This is a genomic window from Paenibacillus curdlanolyticus YK9 (genome assembly GCF_000179615.1).
GTDB classification, from domain to species: Bacteria; Bacillota; Bacilli; order Paenibacillales; family Paenibacillaceae; genus Paenibacillus_T; species Paenibacillus_T curdlanolyticus.
Genome location: NZ_AEDD01000002.1, coordinates 111237 through 126902, shown reverse-complemented (window position 1 = coordinate 126902; position 15666 = coordinate 111237). Strand labels below are relative to the sequence as shown.

General features: G+C 50.6%; 13 protein-coding genes and 1 pseudogene. 1 reads left to right on the top strand and 13 read right to left on the bottom strand.

The features are described 5' to 3' along the window. Positions 1–64: 64 nt before the first annotated feature. The 11 genes from PAECUDRAFT_RS03950 to pdhA form a co-directional block, all read right to left on the bottom strand. On the bottom strand, positions 65–2374 hold the full coding sequence (locus PAECUDRAFT_RS03950; RefSeq protein ID WP_006036811.1) for a type IA DNA topoisomerase: 2310 nt from the start codon (positions 2372–2374) through the stop codon (positions 65–67). A gap of 153 nt (positions 2375–2527) precedes the next feature. After that, the gene (locus PAECUDRAFT_RS24415) at positions 2528–3724 is read right to left on the bottom strand and encodes a hypothetical protein (RefSeq protein ID WP_006036810.1); all 1197 of its coding nucleotides are present in this window, start codon (positions 3722–3724) and stop codon (positions 2528–2530) included. 77 nt (positions 3725–3801) lie between these two features. After that, positions 3802–4122, bottom strand: a complete 321-nt coding sequence (locus PAECUDRAFT_RS03940) for a hypothetical protein (protein ID WP_006036809.1) — start codon at positions 4120–4122, stop codon at positions 3802–3804. A 106-nt stretch (positions 4123–4228) separates the two neighbouring features. Then, positions 4229–5716 carry a glutamate synthase subunit beta gene (locus PAECUDRAFT_RS03935; protein ID WP_006036808.1) on the bottom strand — a complete coding sequence of 496 codons (1488 nt, stop codon included), beginning with the start codon at positions 5714–5716 and terminating at the stop codon, positions 4229–4231. A 237-nt stretch (positions 5717–5953) separates the two neighbouring features. Further along, a complete protein-coding gene (locus tag PAECUDRAFT_RS03930; protein WP_006036807.1) occupies positions 5954–6439 on the bottom strand; it encodes a dihydrofolate reductase in 486 nt (161 codons plus the stop codon). A 45-nt stretch (positions 6440–6484) separates the two neighbouring features. After that, positions 6485–7441, bottom strand: coding sequence for a thymidylate synthase (locus tag PAECUDRAFT_RS03925; RefSeq protein ID WP_040711483.1), 957 nt, complete (start codon positions 7439–7441; stop codon positions 6485–6487). Positions 7442–7549: 108 nt separating this feature from the next. Then, a complete protein-coding gene (locus tag PAECUDRAFT_RS03920; protein ID WP_083814085.1) occupies positions 7550–8080 on the bottom strand; it encodes an acyl-CoA thioesterase in 531 nt (176 codons plus the stop codon). Positions 8081–8218: 138 nt separating this feature from the next. Then, positions 8219–9634 carry a dihydrolipoyl dehydrogenase gene (lpdA, locus tag PAECUDRAFT_RS03915; RefSeq protein ID WP_006036804.1) on the bottom strand — a complete coding sequence of 472 codons (1416 nt, stop codon included), beginning with the start codon at positions 9632–9634 and terminating at the stop codon, positions 8219–8221. A 5-nt stretch (positions 9635–9639) separates the two neighbouring features. Then, positions 9640–10941 (bottom strand): dihydrolipoamide acetyltransferase family protein, encoded by a 1302-nt coding sequence (locus PAECUDRAFT_RS03910; RefSeq protein ID WP_006036803.1) that lies wholly within the window; start codon positions 10939–10941, stop codon positions 9640–9642. A gap of 76 nt (positions 10942–11017) precedes the next feature. After that, entirely contained in the window at positions 11018–11995 is a 978-nt protein-coding gene (locus tag PAECUDRAFT_RS03905; RefSeq protein ID WP_006036802.1) for an alpha-ketoacid dehydrogenase subunit beta, read from the bottom strand. Between the two features lie 34 nt (positions 11996–12029). Next, entirely contained in the window at positions 12030–13112 is a 1083-nt protein-coding gene (gene pdhA, locus PAECUDRAFT_RS03900) for a pyruvate dehydrogenase (acetyl-transferring) E1 component subunit alpha (protein ID WP_006036801.1), read from the bottom strand. Positions 13113–13391: 279 nt separating this feature from the next. Between pdhA and PAECUDRAFT_RS03895 the strand changes: the two genes are divergently transcribed. After that, a complete protein-coding gene (locus tag PAECUDRAFT_RS03895) occupies positions 13392–14126 on the top strand; it encodes an alpha/beta hydrolase (protein WP_040711481.1) in 735 nt (244 codons plus the stop codon). Positions 14127–14189: 63 nt separating this feature from the next. Here the strand turns inward: PAECUDRAFT_RS03895 and PAECUDRAFT_RS03890 are convergent, their stop codons facing one another. Next, a complete protein-coding gene (locus PAECUDRAFT_RS03890) occupies positions 14190–14666 on the bottom strand; it encodes a low molecular weight protein-tyrosine-phosphatase (RefSeq protein WP_006036799.1) in 477 nt (158 codons plus the stop codon). Positions 14667–14881: 215 nt separating this feature from the next. Beyond that, a pseudogene (locus PAECUDRAFT_RS03885) lies at positions 14882–15493 on the bottom strand (trimeric intracellular cation channel family protein); the annotation flags it as partial. Positions 15494–15666 lie beyond the last annotated feature (173 nt).

The window sequence follows — 15666 nt, the reverse complement described above, 5'->3', positions numbered from 1 at the left end:
AAGAGAGGGCTTGCCGCGTTTGCGACAAGCCCTCTTTCATATGCCGCGTTTATGCTTCGTCAGCTTACACGGATTCGACTGCAATTTCCCCGTTCGCTGGATTACGCAGTACAATTCGGCCATCAACCGCGGCGCCGTCCGGCAAAGTCAGCTTAAGCTTGCTTGTTCTACCCTTCTCGATGAGCGCTTTCACTTGAAGATCCGTAAGCGAACGCCCGTAGCTTTCTTTCCAGATGACGAATTTACAGCCCTCTCTGAAGTGCGAACAGCCGTAGCCTTTGCGCCCCATAAAGATGCTGCCGCCGCAGCCAGGGCTCGGGCATACGGCAATCACGCTCGGGCCAGACGATGCCGAAGACACACTGGAGGCGTCAGACGCAGCATTCTGCTTGCTGCCTCTGCTTCGGACAGCGGTTGAGCCAGCGTCAGCTTTGCTGCCACTTGCCGCTTTGCTGCTTCGCGAACCAGATGCACCCTCGGCCTTTTTGCGACCTTTCCCTTTGCCACCTCCTGCAGCATCCGGCTCGCTTTCGAAGGAGGTTTTGGCCGCTCTTGATTGAACCCGTACCTTATCGACAATTTTGGATGCGAATCGTTTTACATTCTCCATAAATTGTTCATCCGACGCTGTACCGCGGGAAATCTCATTTAACCGGCGTTCCCATTGCCCTGTCATTTCCGGAGACGTGAGCAGCTCAATGCCAGCGCCTCGGATGAGCTCGATTGCCGTTCGGCCTTTTTGCGTGATCATAATTTTTTTGCCCTGCATGTCCACGTAGCCGACGTTTTTCAGCCGTTCGATCGTCGCTGCCCGAGTAGCTGGCGTGCCAAGGCCCGATTCCTTCATTGCATCGCGAAGCTCTTCATCCTCAATTTGCCGTCCGGCACTTTCCATGGCCTTGAGCAATGTGCCTTCCGTGTAATGCTTCGGCGGCTGCGTATCCTTTTCTTTGACGATCGCATCCGTACAATGGACAGAAGCGTTGCCGTCGATCGTGAACGGCTCGCTCACCTCGACTTCTTCCTCTTCCTCTTCGTCCTTACCTTTCGTGGAACGCGGTTTTTCTTTTTTCTGGTCGGCATAAATCGCCTTCCAGCCTATGCTTAGCAGCTGCTTGACCGTTGTCTTGAACGCTTCGCCCTCGACCTCCGTCATAACCGTATGCACCTTATACTCCGCGGGCGGATAGAACTGGGAAAGAAACCGTCGTACGATCAGGTCATACAGCTTTTTCTCATCCGGCTGCAGCCCTGAAGCTTTGCGATGCGTCGGCAGGATGGCATGGTGATCCTCAACCTTGGCAGGATTGCATATAAACTTATTTCCTTTATGGACCAAATTGCGGTTCGCTCCGCGTACGAGATCATCATACTCTGTTCCTTGCAGAGCGGAAAGCGACTTGTGCATCTCGGGAATATTTTGCTCCGTCACATAGTTCGAGTTCGTTCTCGGGTAGGAGATTACCTTATGCTTCTCATAAAGCGCTTGAGCGGTGTCCAGCGTCTTCTTGGCTGAGAAGCCATACTTCCCATTCGCTTCCCGCTGGAGCAGCGTAAGATCGTACAGCTTGTTCGGATACTCCTTCGTGTCCTTAACCTCGTAGGATGCAATTCGTGCCGGCTTCCCCTTCACCTTAGCTGCCAGCGCATCGGCCTTGGTTTGATCGGTCATTCGTTCGCCCTGCCACATCCCCTTGTAACCCAGCTCGCCCTGCGCAAAATGGCCTTCCAGTTCAAAAAACTTCAATGACGAGAATGCTTCAATTTGCTTCTGCCGATCATAAATGATCGCCAACACAGGCGTTTGAACACGACCGACCGATAACAAAACATTATGTTTGGTCGTAAAGGCGCGCGAGCCGTTCATCCCGATGAGCCAATCCGCCTCGCTACGCGCTCTAGCCGCTTTGGTCAGATTCTCGTACTCCGCGCCTTCCTTCAGCTCCGCAAACCCTTTACGGATCGTCTCCGGCGTCAAATCCGATATCCAAAGACGCTTTACCGGATGCTTGAGCTTCAAGTGCCGCTGGATCAGTGAAAAAATATGCTGGCCTTCGCGCCCGGCATCGCAAGAATTAATGAGCAAATTGCTGCGCTTTGCCAGCTCGGCTATCGTTTTTAATTGATCCATCGTTTTCCGATTCGGCACAAGCTTGAACATTTCCGGGATAATGGGCAAATCATTGATGTTCCACTTTTTATATTTCTCGTCGTAAGCCTCCGGCTCTGCAAGCCCGATAAGATGCCCGATTGCCCATGTAATAATGTAGTGCTCGCCTTCTAGGTAGGAACGGTAATTTTTTGCTTTAGGATCTATTGCGGCTGCGATATTTCTCCCCATATCGGGTTTTTCCGCAATGATGAGTGTCTTCAAAAGATTATCGCTCCCTTTGGCATTCTGTTCATGCAAAAAGAGGCTGCAACAGGCAGCCACGCTTCAATTCATTACGTTAATTTTATCATCCATACTTGATCAACGGCAATGAAGGAGAACGCTTTTTACGTTGTAACGATAGTATCAAAGAGCCTAATCCGCAGTACTTGCTCCAATTCGACGGTCCATCACTTTCCAAATCGCTCTTACGCCGTCGGACCAGTTTAAATCTTCAGCATACCCTCGGTTCACCCACGTGAAAGCATCGACATCCGATGGACGGCCCTTACTCCATGTTACGATTGTACGGGCTGCGATCATCGCCGATTTCTCAATCGTCGTGTTGTACTCCTTCCAGCTATGGAACACGTTAAACGGATTATTTACGATCTTAAATGCCTTCTTATTGCTGCGAGGAACGAAAGCCTGTTCTTGGCCTGTTATCGCGAACATAAGCAAAGGATCAATATCAAACTGCTTAGCAGCTTTAATGATAGCCTTCATGTTATTCTCTTCCGCGAGAAGCGAGTCTTTCTCCTTCAAATAAAGGATCAGCTTCTCCCGATCCACTTCCCGATACTGAAGCGCAGCCGGCAGCTCGTTGATGCTCGGCTTAGCCGCGATCGGCACAGGCTTGCCCACTGGCGGGATCATGTCCCCTACAGATGGCCGAGATAACGACCAGCCGTAGAACAACGTCACGGCTACAAGCAATCCGCTCAGTGCTGCGTATATGCTTCGTCGCCCAAAGTGTCTGAACCATGGCAGGAGTGGTTTAACGGCGCTCGCAGAAGTGGGATCGAGTGCAATGGCCCCGCCTTCACCGCTGGCATCAAGCACAGGCTGGTTTTGAAAAGGAAGCACTACGCCTTGTCCCTCAGACATCGGGACGAATGGCTCCGCATCCACCGCAACCGTCTGTGCGATCGTTTGCCAAACGTTTAGTGCGCCAGATGATGCCGCTCCAATCGCCGTCTCATTTGCCTTGCGAATCGCCTCTCTGAGCCGATCAGGCATGATGACAAGACTCAATTGCTGCTCCACCCAAGCATGAAACGGTTCGAAAATTGCGGGATCATCCAACTCGCAGGACAGACAAGCTTCCGCAATCTCATCGGCGCCAACAGGTCCGGATCGTTCCATCACAGCAGACCGAATGAGCCGAGACGTTATTTGCTGACGAATTGCATCCGCAAACTCAGGCAATCGCTTGTAAATAATACGCCGCACCGCATCCGCTACAATATCGGCATGCTTGTCCTGCGGCAAATCAGCAAATTTGTGCTGAACATACCGCCTTATATTCCGAACATCAGACGGCGAAATGATCGTGGCGTTGTCGGTGGGCATCGTCCCTACCTCCGCTCGAATCGGATCTTAGCATCATCGCTTCAATGCCTATTTCTCCGATTTTACCACAACTTTCCTCATTCTGGGGAGGTCAGATTATGGATACGCGACTGGATTTCTTCCGACAAAATATACGCTTCGATCTGCTCCTTCTCCGTCATCGTAAACTGAAATTCGCAATCGCAGCCTTCGTCATAGGGTATCATCTGTGCGATTTGACCCCCGGTTGTGCAAATCACCAATATCGTAAAGTCACTGATCGCAGATGGCACTGGCGTAGACGGCCACAATGTTGGTCGAAGCTCAATATCTACCCATTGATGATCTCTCTGCTCAATCGTAGGCTCGAACGAAACAAACTTCAGCTCTGTAATCATATCTGAGCCGTATTGAATCATGCTTACTCCTCCTAACGAATTATTATCGATCCATTTCGCAAGGCAAAACAACACAAGCGCCCGATTGGGCGCTTGTGTTACTAGCCTATGGATAAGCTGTGATGCCTTATGGGAGCATCGACGAACCCATCAAATATTTATCTACTTCACGAGCCGCCTCGCGGCCTTCGTTAATTGCCCATACTACCAAGCTTTGTCCACGACGCATATCGCCAGCAGCGAATACTTTGTCGACGTTAGTCGTGTACTTGCCGTATTGTGCTTTTACGTTCGAACGACGATCCTGCTCCAGATTAAGCTGGTTAATGATCGTGTTCTCCGGTCCTTCGAAGCCTACTGCGATCAGAACCAGATCCGCTTTCCATACTTTTTCCGTTCCCGGAATTTCCGTATAGACCTTGCGTCCCGTCTCATCCACCGTACGTTCGATTTGAACCGTGTGGAGTTCCTTCAAAACACCGTTCTCGTCGCCAACGAATTTCTTCGTCAATACCGAGAATGCACGCGGATCATCGCCATAAAGTGCTTTCGCTTCTTCATGTGCATAATCAAGCGTATACACATTCGGGAACTGCGGCCAAGGATTGTTGACAGCATCGCGCTCAAGCGGAGCTTTCGCATGCGTACCGAATTGTGTTACCGAACGGCAGCCGTGGCGAAGCGCCGTCGCTACGCAGTCAGTACCCGTATCGCCGCCACCAATTACGATAACGTCCTTGTCTTTACCCGAAATGTAGTTACCGTCTTCCAAATTGGAATCCAGATAGCTCTTGATCGTGCCGTTGAGGTAATCCATCGCTTGGTGAACGCCTTTCAGCTCGCGGCCTTCCATCTCTACATCGCGTGCTTTCGTAGCGCCGCCGCACAGTACAACAGCGTCGAATTGATCAACGAGATCTTGTGCCGAGATGTCTTTGCCGATCTCTGTGTTCGTCACAAACGTGATGCCTTCTGCTTCGAGCAGATCAACACGACGTTGAACAACGCCTTTATCCAATTTCATTGTAGGAATACCGTATGTCAGCAAGCCGCCAATACGATCAGCACGCTCGTACACCGTTACCAGGTGACCAGCTTTGTTCAATTGCGCTGCTGCTGCCAAGCCTGCAGGACCGGAACCGACGACAGCTACACGCTTGCCAGTCCGCTCCTTCGGCGGTTGTGGTACGACCCAGCCTTCATCAAACCCGCGGTCGATGATCTCTTGCTCGATCGTCTTAATTGTAACAGGTTGTCCGATAAGACCAACTGTACAGGAACCTTCGCATGGCGCTGGACAAACGCGTCCAGTGAACTCAGGGAAGTTGTTCGTCTTATGCAGACGGTCCAGCGCTTCGCGCCACAGACCACGATAAATCAGATTATTCCATTCTGGAATCAGGTTGTTTACTGGACAACCGGATACGCTACCAGCCAATTCCATACCTGTATGGCAATAAGGCGTACCGCAGTCCATGCAGCGAGCACCTTGCGTGCGCAATTGATCGTCATTCAGATGAAGATGGAACTCTTCCCAATCTTTAATCCGCTCGATCGGATCGCGATCTGCCGGCAGTTCGCGTTTGTACTCCATAAATCCCGTTGGTGTAGACATGATCGCAACTCCCTCGTTTCTTTACTCCCGGTACAACAAATAAACAGTTATATTTAAACTATATCGGGAATCGAACAATTATTCAATATAAATCTTTGCATAAGAATGCTTATCTTACTCATTATTTCGGACCATATTAGCATCATTTACCGCTCGCCACAAATGGATTATCCGTATAATGATTTGCACTTTTCTACATAAAAACCTTCAATGCTTGTCCACATGAACGTTCGTCATTTACAGCCGTTTATAGGTAAGAAACCGATAATCGTACGTGTTTTTCTCGTCCCGAACGCCTTCACGCGATTCAATGAGCTCCCAATCATTCCAATCTAAAGCTGGGAAAAATGCATCCGTATCCGCAAATACCCCATCAATTTCTGTCACAAGAAGTTGATCTGCATATGGAATAAACTGCGAATAAATTTCTGATCCGCCAATAATAACCAATTCTTTTTCGTTTTCAAACCTTTTTAACGCTTCTTCTATTGAAGTAACTGTCTCAGCGCCCTCAAGCTCCAGCCCCGCCGAACGGGTCAATACGACGTTCCGACGATTCGGCAGCGCCTTCGGAAACGATTCGAACGTTTTTCGCCCCATGACGACTGTTTTACCCGTCGTATAAGCTTTAAAGAAAGCCATGTCGGCTGGCAGGCGCCATGGGATCCGATTCTCAATGCCAATCGCTCGATTGCGATCCATTGCCCATATCATCGATATCATTGCCGATTATGCCTCCTCTCGCTGCTGCTTGCCTCTCCTTTGTTTCTATACCGCCACAGGCGCCTTGATCGTTGGATGAGGATCATAGCCTTCGACAGCTATATCCTCGACCTCAGCATCAAACACGGACGTCCAATCACCTGACAGCTCCAGCTTAGGAAGCGACTTAGGCGCACGGGCCAGCTGCTCTTGAATCTGATCCATGTGATTCGTATAAATATGGGCATCGCCTAGCGTATGAACAAACTCTCCGACAGCTAGCCCGCATTCTCGTGCGATCAAATGCGTCAATAACGCGTAGCTCGCAATGTTAAACGGAATGCCGAGAAAAATATCTGCGCTGCGCTGATACAGCTGGCAAGAAAGCTTTCCATCCGCTACATAAAATTGGAACAACGTGTGGCATGGCGGCAATGCCATGAGCGGGATATCTTCTGGATTCCATGCCGATACAATTAATCTGCGTGAATCCGGATTTCGTTTGATCATCTCGATCACATCGTGTAATTGATCCAACGTATCGCCTTTGGTCGTCTGCCATGCGCGCCATTGCTTGCCATAAACGTCGCCTAGCTCACCAAATTGCGCAGCAAATGCGTCATCGGTAAGCACGAGCTCCTTAAAGCGGTTCATTTGCTCCGTATAGCTTGCAGCGAAATCTTCGTCTGTCTGCGAACGCAGCCCGAAATTCGCCATGTCCGGCCCTTCATACGAAGCGCTTTCCACCCAACGCTTGAACGCCCACTCATTCCAAATGTTATTGTTATGCTGGAGCAAATAGCGGATGTTCGTATCGCCTTTCATAAACCACAACAGCTCGCTTACGATGAGCCGGAAAGGGATGCGCTTGGTCGTGAGCAGCGGGAACCCTTCATTCAAATCAAATCGCATCTGGTATCCAAACGTCGAAATCGTTCCGGTTCCAGTGCGGTCATCTTTACGTGTTCCGTTATTCAGCACATGCTGAAGCAGTGCCAAGTATTCATTTTCGTTTTGGCTCAAAATTGATCATACCCCGTTCGTCTAAGCGATCTGTTTCGTCGTTTTCGACTCTAATTCGAACGTTACTATTGTATCATAAAAAGCTGAAATGACGACATTTTCTGCACATTATGTGCTTCGTTTTCGTTCTTCCATTCGTTTGTTTCTCTCCGCATATCGCTCTGCTGCAGAATCATGCAATTGCAGCTCCTCAGCCGATTCTGGCACAATTCCAGGTACAGCGGTTGGCTTCCCTTCATCATTCAAAGCAACAAAAATAAAAAAGGCAGTAACCGCCGTAATGCGATCGCCGGTTCGCAAATTTTCCGACTGAGCGCTAACATATACCTCCATAGAGCTGCGATGTGTCCACGTCACGAAAGACTCTACGGTGATGACATCCCCTAATCGAATAGGCTGTACAAAATCAATATGATCCGTCGATGCCGTTACGACGGCACACCTGGCATGACGCATTGCACTGATCGCGGCTACTTTGTCCATATACTCCATGACTTTCCCGCCAAACATCGTACCGAGATGATTCGTATCCGATGGAAACACAATATCTGTAATAACCGCACGCGACTCACTGGCACGCCGCTGAGCTCGTGCTATTGCACCTCTATTGTCTTTCCACTCATTCGTTTGCTCAGACATCCCTTTGCACTCCTTCATCGGCTTAAGAAGACCAAGATCCAAGATTACTTGTTCCAACGTAGTATATGCCAAAATGCAACAAAAAGAGGCCAGCGGCATCATAACCGTTGACCTCTTGATGTGAACGAAGCGTACTATTTACTTAACGAACGTATGGATCGGATGTCCGAGCGCAACTTCCGCTGCGTCGAGAACGATCTCGCCGAGCGTTGGATGCGCATGAATCGTAAGAGCGATATCTTCGAGCGTAGCGCCCATCTCAATCGCAAGAGCAATCTCAGCGATCATGTTCGATGCTTCGATACCAACGATTTGAGCACCCAATACGAGACCATTGTCCGCGTCGGAAACGATTTTCACGAAGCCTTCTGCGCCGTTAAGCGACAGGGCGCGACCATTTGCTGCAAACGGGAATTTGCCCGCTTTAACGTTGTGGCCTTTTTCTTTCGCTTCTTTTTCCGAGTAGCCCACGCTTGCGCATTCTGGATCAGAGAAAGCAACCGCTGGGATACATTTATAGTCAACTACGCTAGGCAGTCCGGAAATCGACTCTGCAGCAACGCGTCCTTCGTACATCGCTTTGTGAGCAAGCGCTGCGCCTGGAACGATATCGCCGATTGCGTAGATGTGTGGAAGGTTCGTACGGCCTTGGTTGTCGACTTTCACGAGACCGCGATCCGTCAATTCAATTCCGATCAGATCAAGGCCAAGCTCGCCATCCGTATTCGGACGACGGCCAACCGTTACGAGCAGGTAATCAGCAACAACGGATTCTTCCTTGTCGCCAACCGTGTACGTAACCGTTACGCTGTCAGCCGATTGTTCAGCGGATTTCGCTTGTGCGCCAGTAACGATGTTAACGTCCTTAGCTTTGAGCTTCTTCGCTACGATATTCGACATGTCTTTGTCAAAGCCCGGCATGATAGCGTCCGCGCCTTCAATGATCGTAACCTTCGTGCCGAATTTGCTGTACATTTGGCCAAGCTCGATACCGATGTAGCCGCCGCCGATAACAACGAGGCTTTTCGGAATTTCTGGCAGCGACAGTGCTTCCGTCGAAGACACGATGCGTCCGCCGTATGGGAATGCTTTCAGCTCGATCGGGCGGGAGCCCGTCGCGATGATGCAGTTTTTGAAGCGATAACGCGGTGCTTCTTGGTCGTTGAATACGCGAGCTTCGTTCGCATTGATGAACATTACTTCGCCATTGAAGTATTCAACTTTGTTAGCTTTCAGGAGCGATGCAACGCCGCCTGTCAGCTTTTTCGTCACACCGTTTTTGAATTCTTGCACTTTGCTCCAGTCTACTTTCACGTCGCCGACTGTGATGCCGAACGATTCGCCGTGGGAAGCAGCCTCATATTGATGAGCGGCGGAGATGAGTGCTTTGGAAGGAATACAGCCAACATTCAAGCAAACGCCGCCGACTGTGGCTTTCTCTACACAAAGAACGGATTGACCGAGTTGCGCTGCACGAATAGCTGCTACGTAACCGCCAGGTCCTGCGCCAATGACTAATGTATCGATATCGAGTGAAGCGTCTCCTACTACCATATCCGTTACACCTCCATGATGAACAGTTCAGGCTGTGCCAACAACTGTTTGATGTAGTTCAAGAAGTTTTGCGCCGTTGCGCCGTCGATGAGACGGTGGTCGAAGCTGAGCGACAATGCCATAACAGGAGCTGCTACGATTTCGCCGTTTTTGACAACAGCTTTCTCCGAAATGCGGCCCGTGCCAAGAATGGCAACCTCTGGGAAGTTGATTACCGGCGTGAAGAACATGCCCCCAGCCGATCCGATGTTCGTAATCGTGATCGTGCTGCCGCGCATTTCGTTCGGTGCAAGCTTGCCATCACGGCCGCGTACAGCCAGATCGCTAATGCTGCTTGCAACTTTGTAAATATTTTTACGGTCTGCATCTTCGATAACTGGAACGATCAAGCCGTTGTCCGTATCCGTTGCAATGCCGATGTTGTAGTACTTGCGAAGCACGATTTCTTGCGATGCTTCATCCAGCGTCGCGTTCATGATTGGGAATTCGCGGCATGCCGCGACCAATGCTTTTACAATGAAAGGCAAGTAAGTGAGCTTAACGCCTTTCTTCTCAGCAAATGGCTTGTATTTTGCACGCAGCGCGACTAACTCCGTTACGTCAACTTCATCCATAAGCGTTACATGCGGAGCTGTGTACATCGATTTGGACATTGCGCTTGCAATCGCTTTGCGAATGCCTTTGAATGGCAGGCGCTCTTCCGGACGATGTGCGGAGCCCGCTGCCACTGGAGCAGATGGCTTGTCTTGCGATGCAGCTGGAGCTGCCGCTTCTTGAGCAGGTGCTTCAGTTGCAACAGCAGGAGCTGCGCCGCCAGAAGCAAATGCATCGATGTCTTCGCGTGTTACTTTTCCGTTCTTGCCGGAGCCAGCAACCGTCGTAATGTCGATGCCTTTCTCACGCGCATATTTGCGAACGCTTGGCGTTGCCAATACGAGCGCTGCGCTCGCTTGCGGAGCTTGTGCAGCCGCCGTAGGAGCTGGAGCAGCTTGAGCTGCTGCCGGTGCCGCAGCCGCAGGGGCTGGTGCGCTCTCTTCAGCTACTGTTGCGCCCTCTGGAAGTTCGCCTTCTACATCAATGATTGCCACGACTTCACCTACGTGACACACCTGACCGTCTTTCGCGAATACTTCCAATACTTTGCCTTCTACTGGACAAGGCACTTCTACGATCGCCTTGTCGTTCTGCACTTCCATAATGATGCTCTCGTCATTAACCGCGTCGCCTGGCTTAATGTGCATTTTGACGATTTCGCCTTCATGCAGACCCTCGCCTAGCTCCGGGAACCGATATTCGAATTTAGCCACTCGAATGCATCCTCCCTCTGTTCTCTATGCGTACCGTCCACTCATCGCAGCAGCGTGTAATTGGATCGATTAAATATTAAAAGTTCAGTACTTGCTTCGCTGCTTTAACGACGCGCTCAGGCGACGGCAACCAAGCGTCTTCGATTTGTGCAAATGGATATACCGTATCCGGTCCTGCTACGCGAAGCACTGGAGCTTCGAGATGCAAAATCGCTTTTTCGTTGATTTGCGCAATAACCTCAGCTGCTACGCCGGACGTTTTTTGCGCTTCTTGGACGATAATTGCACGATTCGTTTTTTGGATCGACTTCACGAGCGTATCGATATCGAGCGGAAGAAGCGTACGAAGGTCGATAACTTCAGCCTCGATGCCTTCTTTAGCCAGCTCTTCAGCTGCTTTCTTCGCCGTATGCACCATCATGCCGTAGGCGATGATCGTAACGTCTTTACCTTCGCGAACCACGTTCGCTTTACCGATCTCGATCGCGTAGTCGCCTTCTGGCACCTCGTCGCGGAATGCGCGATACAGGTTCAAGTGCTCCATGAAGAAGACAGGGTCATTATCGCGAATAGCGGAGATCATCAGGCCCTTAGCATCGTAAGGATTCGAAGGAACGATAACTTTGATGCCTGGTGTTTGTACTGCCAAGCCTTCGAGCGAGTCCGTATGAAGCTCTGCCGCTTTAACGCCGCCGCCGAAAGGCGTACGGAATACGATTGGCGAGTTGTAACGGCCGCCGGAGCGGTAACGCATACGAGCAGCTTGTACAAACATTTGGTCGAGCGCTTCATAGATGAAGCCTACGAACTGGATTTCAGCGATTGGACGGAAACCTTGCGTTCCCATACCAACTGCCATGCCTGCGATTGCGGATTCGGCGAGCGGCGTATCGAATACGCGCTCCTCGCCGAATTCCTCTTGCAATCCTTCCGTTACACGGAATACACCGCCGACCTTACCGACGTCCTCACCAAAAATAAGAACGTTCGGGTCCTGTTTCAATTCCACGCGCATCGCATCGCGGAGCGCCTCTAACATATTCATTTGAGCCATGATCGTTGGGATCCTCCTTCAGCGCAATTTGAAATTATTGAAAATCAGCCTTCTGTTCTTCCAGATGCTGTGGCGTTTTCTCGAACATCGTATCGATCAGACCGGAAACGGTCATTTTTTCGGTTTGTTCTGCTTTTTTGATATGCTCGTTTACCGTTGCTTTAGCCTCTTCTTTGACACGGTTCGTGTCTTCTTCCGTCCAAAGGCCTTTCGCTTCCAGGTACTTGCCGAAGCGTACGAGCGGATCGCGAGGAGCCCAATCGTTCTCCTCATCTTTCGTACGGTATTTCGTCGTGTCATCAGCCAACGAGTGCGGACGGTAGCGATAAGTGATCAGCTCGATCAGCGTTGCGCCTTCGCCATTGCGGCCGCGTTCTGCTGCTTCAGATACTGCTTTGTAGACCGCGAGCGGGTCCATGCCGTCAACTTGAACGCCTTTGATGCCAGCAGCTACAGCTTTATGCGCAACCGACAGCGCTGCCGTTTGCTTCGCGTAAGGAGTTGTAATTGCATAGCCATTATTTTGAACAACGAAAATCGCTGGGAGCTTGAATGCGCCCGCAAAGTTCAATGCTTCATAGAAGTCGCCCTCGGAGGAGCCGCCGTCACCTGTATAAGTGATTGCAACGTTCTTCTGGCCTTTCTTCTTGAATGCCATTGCGACGCCCATTGCGTGAAGCACTTGTGCGCCGATGATGATTTGTGGCATCAGAACGTTAACGTCCTGCGGAATTTGACCGCCATGCTGATGGCCGCGGGAGTACAGGAACGCTTGGTACAGCGGAAGGCCGTGCCATACGAGCTGCGGCATATCGCGGTAGCCAGGGCAGATGAAGTCTTCTTTATTCAGCGCATATTCGCTGCATACCATCGATGCTTCTTGGCCGGATACCGGCGCGTAGAAGCCCAGACGTCCTTGACGTCCGAGGTTAACAGCACGCTCATCCCATGTGCGGGTAAATACCATACGATACATGATTTCTTTCAGTTGGTCATCGGACAGGTTTGGTACCAGCTCCGGGTTGACGATCTCGCCTTCCGGCGACAAAATGGTCAACGGTTGAACAGGTTCGGACTGAACTTCATAAGACGGTTGTTTAGTCACCACTTTGCTCATCGTGAACGCTCACCTCGTAATAATATTTGAATATCGGTTGCCTCTGTTATAGAATTATTATAAACCTGTTTAAAGAAAATGGTCAAAGCAAAAAACATAAAACCCGCGGTTTTTTCATGTTTTGGGCGGATTTTTAAAGTTATTGTATATGTAACAGGGGATCGATCCTAGTAATACAGAATAGTACAACATTCCGTTTCTAGGTATACACAGCCTGTTCTTCCTCCCTATTGTTTACCCACGTTCAGAGGTTCTCATGCAATTCGAAAGGAGAAAGAAATGATGGAAGAGAAATATTTGAAGCGCACGATTAATAAAGAAGTCGTTTCAAGCCGGTATCTGCCCGAGGGAGAACGCAAACTTCGCGTATTCCTGCCGCCAGGCTACAATGAAGTGCTTAGCTACCCTGTCGTTTACTGCCAGGACGGCGAAGATTTTTTCAATTTCGGCCGCGTCGCTACCATCTCCAATCAATTGATTATTGATGAAGGGATCGAGCCTTTCATCGTCGTTGGCGTCGATGTCGACAAGAAAGTGCGTTCCGCCGAATATTCGCCCGATGGTGAACTGCATGCCAATTATGTGCGTTTTTTCGCGGAAGAGTTGATCCCATTCGTGGAATCCAAATATCCCGTTCGCCGCACCCCTGACGACCGGTTGTTAGCGGGCGATTCGCTTGGCGGCACCGTATCGGTCCATATCGCCTTAACATACCCGCATTTATTCAATCGCGTGCTATCGTTATCCGGCGCCTTCTATCCCGCTTCTCGCAACATCATCGCTTCGCAGGCTGATCTTGCATGGCTGGATCTGTACATGACGATCGGCTTGCAAGAAAATGCATTCGAGACCGATCGCGGAATCTATGACTTCGTCGCGTTGAATCGCAATGCGCGCAAGCTGTTCGAGGAACGCGGCGCTAAGGTCGTTTATCAGGAACGCGACGGTAAACATACTTGGGGCTTCTGGCAGAAGGATCTGCCTGCTTCGCTCGCTTATTTTCTTGATCGGTAATACCTTCAGCAGCAAAAAAGAGCTCGCCAGAGACTTGGTCTCCAGCGAGCTCTAATTATTTGCTTACGACTCTTGGCGAATGCGCTCCAGCAGCCGGTCGCAGCCAGTCGAAACAAGCTCGTACACCTCTTCGAAATTGCCGGTGTAGTACGGGTCCGGCACATCTAGCATGCCTGCTTCAGGCACTAAATCTAGCAGCTTAAACAGCTTCGCTTCCCCCGCCGTCTCGCCAATCGAACGGCGAATCTCGTCTACGTTCCGTTCATTGCTGGAATCCATGCAGACGATGTAGTCAAAGTCCGAGAAATCATCGTTGCGAACTTGTCGAGCACGCATTCCCTCGAACGAGATGCCGCGCTCAGTCAGCAGTTTGCGTGTTCCCTCATGCGGCGGCTTGCCGATATGCCAATCGCCCGTGCCCGCTGAGTCAATCGAGATGCTCGAAGCTAGCCCTGCTTCTTCTACCTTGCGCCGAAAGACAGCCTCTGCCATCGGCGAACGGCAAATGTTGCCTAAACAAACGAATAGAACGCGTTTCATCGATTCCACCAGCCTCTCTTTCTAGAACTGCCGGCTGACTCGCCAGCAGCTGCCGCCATTGTCGATACTCGCGCTTCCGGTACGCGAATTCTCGCTGCTTGATTTTGTACGGCTGAAGCGTGATATTCAGCTTCATCTTGGTCTTGGTCCTGCTGCTGCGCTTGCGCCATCGCATGCGCTTCCGGCAGCTCGTACACGGACTGCGAGAATGCATGCTTCAAGGAGCGTCTCGGCAACCGCCAGCGATAATGAACAGACAGCATACGCAGTACGATAATGATGACGAAGAGCAGCAACAGCTCGATTGTCGACTCAGACCATTTCCATGCGATACATAACCCAGCGGCCATTGCCCATACCGCATAAATCTCGTCCTGCAGCACGAGCGGCTTACGGCCTGCCAACACGTCGCGGATGATGCCGCCGCCGATTCCAGTCAGCATGGCTGCAACCAATACTGCGCTAAGCGGATGTCCCATATGAGTTGCATACAACGCGCCCTGGATGGCGAATGCCGATAAGCCGATCGCATCAAAAAACGCTTCGCTTCTCCGCCATCTTTTCAGCCATGAAACCGGTAAGAGGAATGCGATCGTCATTGCGATGAGTGCGATTTTGAGCAGCGTGCCCTGATTCCATAACGTAGTAACCGGCATGCCGATCAATAAGTTACGAATGACACCTCCTCCGAAAGCTGTCACAAGCCCAAGCACGAACACGCCTAAAATATCGTACTCCTCTTCCATTGCCACTATCGCGCCGCTGACTGCGAATGCAATGGTTCCAATAATGCTGAATACGCCAAAAATATCCACTCGCCTTCTCATTGCCTCCGATTCTGTTCGACCGACCCATCTGGCCGGTGTCGTCCAAAATTCATTGTAATGCCGACGACGCATATGCGCAAGACGACAAATTTCGCAAAAAAACGGGTCAGGTCTGGAGATTCAGCATCGTGCAAGGTATACTGTCCAGAGATCAATGTAATGGAAACGGGTAA

Coding starts and splice junctions, on each gene's coding strand:
- PAECUDRAFT_RS03930 (WP_006036807.1), bottom strand. CDS start 6,439: ATGATATCGATGATATGGGCAATGGATCGCAATCGAGCGATTGGCATT.
- PAECUDRAFT_RS03935 (WP_006036808.1), bottom strand. CDS start 5,716: ATGTCTACACCAACGGGATTTATGGAGTACAAACGCGAACTGCCGGCA.
- PAECUDRAFT_RS03890 (WP_006036799.1), bottom strand. CDS start 14,666: ATGAAACGCGTTCTATTCGTTTGTTTAGGCAACATTTGCCGTTCGCCG.
- PAECUDRAFT_RS03905 (WP_006036802.1), bottom strand. CDS start 11,995: ATGGCTCAAATGAATATGTTAGAGGCGCTCCGCGATGCGATGCGCGTG.
- PAECUDRAFT_RS24415 (WP_006036810.1), bottom strand. CDS start 3,724: ATGCCCACCGACAACGCCACGATCATTTCGCCGTCTGATGTTCGGAAT.
- PAECUDRAFT_RS03920 (WP_083814085.1), bottom strand. CDS start 8,080: ATGTCTGAGCAAACGAATGAGTGGAAAGACAATAGAGGTGCAATAGCA.
- pdhA (WP_006036801.1), bottom strand. CDS start 13,112: ATGAGCAAAGTGGTGACTAAACAACCGTCTTATGAAGTTCAGTCCGAA.
- PAECUDRAFT_RS03940 (WP_006036809.1), bottom strand. CDS start 4,122: ATGATTCAATACGGCTCAGATATGATTACAGAGCTGAAGTTTGTTTCG.
- PAECUDRAFT_RS03895 (WP_040711481.1), top strand. CDS start 13,392: ATGATGGAAGAGAAATATTTGAAGCGCACGATTAATAAAGAAGTCGTT.
- lpdA (WP_006036804.1), bottom strand. CDS start 9,634: ATGGTAGTAGGAGACGCTTCACTCGATATCGATACATTAGTCATTGGC.